The organism is Piscinibacter sp. (assembly GCF_050175855.1).
Classification (GTDB): domain Bacteria; phylum Pseudomonadota; class Gammaproteobacteria; order Burkholderiales; family Burkholderiaceae_C; genus Piscinibacter.
On the sequence record NZ_JBFXIO010000500.1, the window covers coordinates 1 to 3,144 of the forward strand.

The 3,144-nt window shown below is 71.3% G+C and carries 1 protein-coding gene and 1 pseudogene; both read left to right on the forward strand.

All coding sequences use genetic code 11. From position 1 onward, the window contains the following. Positions 1-467, forward strand: a pseudogene (locus AB7U92_RS24620) (ferredoxin:protochlorophyllide reductase (ATP-dependent) subunit B); the annotation flags it as partial. 19 nt (positions 468-486) lie between these two features. Beyond that, positions 487-3,144 (forward strand): magnesium chelatase subunit H (locus tag AB7U92_RS24625; protein WP_428583093.1); only part of this gene is annotated, 2,658 nt, incomplete at its 3' end.

Here is a 3,144-nt window from a genome sequence, read left to right on the forward strand (position 1 = left end):
AAGCGCCTGGGCGTGCCCTGCGCGGTGATCTGGCGCCCGTGCACGTGCAGGACTTCCCGGCGCGCTACTCGCCGCAGATGGGCTTCGAGGGCGCGAACGTGCTGTTCGACACCTGGGTGCACCCGCTGATGATGGGCCTGGAGGAACACCTGCTGACGATGTTCCGCCAGGACTTCGAATTCCACGAAGGCGCGGCGGCCTCGCACCTGGGCTTGGCCGCCGTGAGGCCCGAAGCCCAGCCGGCGGCTGCAGCGAGCGCCGCGGCCGCACCGGCCGCTGCCTTGACTCTCGAGCCCGGCGCCACCGTGACCAGCTGGTCGCCCGATGCCGAGCAAGAGCTGCGCAAGATCCCCTTCTTCGTGCGTGGCAAGGCGCGCCGCAACACCGAACGCTTCGCGCAGGACCGCGGCGTGCCGGTGATCACCGTCGAGACCCTCTACGATGCCAAAGCCCACTTCAGCCGCTGAAGGCGCTGCGGCGCTGCCCATGCACGTCGTGCTGGTCACGATGGACAGCCATCTGGCCAGCGCGGCCGCGCGCGCCCACCGCACGCTGCGCAGGAAGATGCCGGGCCTGCGCCTGTCGGTGCACGCCGCCGCCGAATGGGGTGACGACGAGGCGGCGCTGTCGCGCTGCCGCACCGACATCGCCAGCGGCGACATCGTCATCGTGACGATGCTCTTCATGGAAGACCACTTCCTGCCCGTGCTGCCGGCGCTGAAGGCGCGCCGCGATCAGTGCGACGCGATGGTCTGCGCGATGTCGGCCGCCGAGGTGATGAAGCTCACCCGCATGGGCAAGTTCGACATGGGCGCACCGGCCAGCGGCGCGATGGCCTTCCTCAAGCGTCTGCGCGGCAAGAGTTCGCACGCTTCCAACGAACAGGGCGTGAAGACCACTGCCGGCGCGCAGCAGATGAAGATGCTGCGCCGGCTGCCGAAGATCCTGCGCTTCATCCCAGGCACCGCGCAGGACGTGCGGGCCTACTTCCTGACCTTGCAGTACTGGCTGGCGGGCTCGGAAGACAACGTCGCGCACCTGGTGCACTTCCTGGTCGACCGCTACGCGGCCGGCGCGCGCCAGGGCCTGCGCGGCCTGTTCAAGACCCACGAGCCGGTGGATTACCCCGAGCTCGGTGTCTACCACCCGCAGATCCGCAATCGCCTGTCGGCGGAGGTCACCGAACTGCCGCGCGTGGCCACCACCGGCAAGCGCGGCACGGTGGGCCTGCTGCTGCTGCGCTCCTACCTGCTGGCCGGCAACACCGCCCACTACGACGGCGTGATCACGGCGCTGGAAGCACGCGGCCTGCGCGTGGTGCCGGCCTTCGCCACCGGGCTGGATGCGCGGCCCGCAGTGGATGCCTTCTTCGTCAAGGACGGGCGCCCGACGATCGACGCGCTGGTCTCGCTGACCGGCTTCTCGCTGGTCGGCGGCCCGGCCTACAACGACGCACACGCCGCCGAGGAAGTGCTTGCCAAGCTCGACGTGCCCTACCTCTCGGTCAACCCGGTCGAATTCCAGACGCTGGACCAGTGGGGCGCCTCGCAGCGAGGCCTGCTGCCGGTGGAGGCGACGATGATGGTCGCCATTCCCGAGCTCGACGGCGCCACCGGCTCGATGGTGTTCGGCGGGCGCGGCAGCGCGGCCCAGGTGCAGTGCAGCGGCTGCTCGCACGGCTGCAGGTTCGATGCCGCGCGCGAAGCCGGCGGCGGCGAGCACGACATGCGTAGCTGCATCGAGCGCGCCGACATGCTGGCCGCGCGGGTGGGCAAGCTGGTCGACCTGCGCCGCAGCGAACGCGCGCAGCGCAAGGTCGCGATGGTGCTGTTCAACTTCCCGCCGAACGCGGGCAACACCGGCACGGCGGCCTTCCTGTCGGTGTTCGAGTCGCTGCACAACACCATGAAGGCGATGCAGCGCGAGGGCTACACCCTCGACGTGCCGGCCACGGTCGACGAGCTGCGCGCCCGCCTGATCGAAGGCAACGCGTCGCGCTTCGGCGCGCAGGCCAACGTGTTCGCCCGCATCCCGGCGGCCGACCACGTCAAGCGCGAGCGCCACCTGCGCGAGATCGAGTCGCAGTGGGGCCCGGCACCCGGGCGCCAGCAGAGCGACGGCAGTTCCATCTTCGTGCTCGGCGAGCGCTTCGGCAATGTGTTCGTCGGCATCCAGCCGGCCTTCGGCTACGAGGGCGACCCGATGCGGCTGCTGTTCGAGCGCGGCTTCGCGCCGACACATGCCTTCTCGGCCTTCTACCGCTGGCTGCGTGAGGACTTCGCCGCCGACGCCGTGCTGCACTTCGGCACCCACGGCGCACTGGAGTTCATGCCCGGCAAGCAGTCGGGCCTGACGGCGATGTGCTGGCCCGACCGCCTGATCGGAGACCTGCCCAACCTCTACCTCTACGCCTCCAACAACCCCAGCGAAGGCACGATCGCCAAGCGCCGCGCCGCGGCCACGCTGATCAGCTACCTGACGCCGCCGGTGGCCCAGGCCGGCCTGTACCAGGGGCTGATGGACCTGAAGGGCGAGATCGACCGCTTCCGCAGCCTCGAGCCCGAGGCACAGGCCGAACGCGAGGAACTGGCCGCGATGATCCAGTCTCAAGCTGCCGAGCTCGAACTGGCCGCCGCCACGCCGGCCTGGGGCGAAGCGGCCGAGGTGCGCATCGTCAGGCTCGCCGAGGCGGTGCTCGAACTCGAGTACACGCTGATCCCCTACGGCCTGCACGTGGTCGGCCGCGCGCCGACGCCCGCGCAGCGCACCGACCTGCTGCTGTCGCTGGCCGAGGCCTCGCACGGCCAGCGCCCGCCGCGCGAGCAGGTGGAGGCGATCGTGGCCGGCCGCACGGCCGAGCAGGTGCACATCGCCGCCGGCGATGCCGCGGCGCCGATCGAGCTGCTGCGCGAACTCGCGACGGCCGACGCCCTGATGGCGCAGGACCACGAGACCGCCGGCATCCTGCGCGCGCTCGATGGCCGCTTCCTGCGCCCGGCGCCGGGCGGCGACCTGCTGCGCACCCCGAGCAGCCTGCCCACCGGGCGCAACCTGCACGGCGGCGACCCATGCCGCATTCCCCGCGCCGATGCGGTGGCCGACGGCACGCGCCAGGCGCAGCGCCGGCGCGGCCGCGGCCAGGCC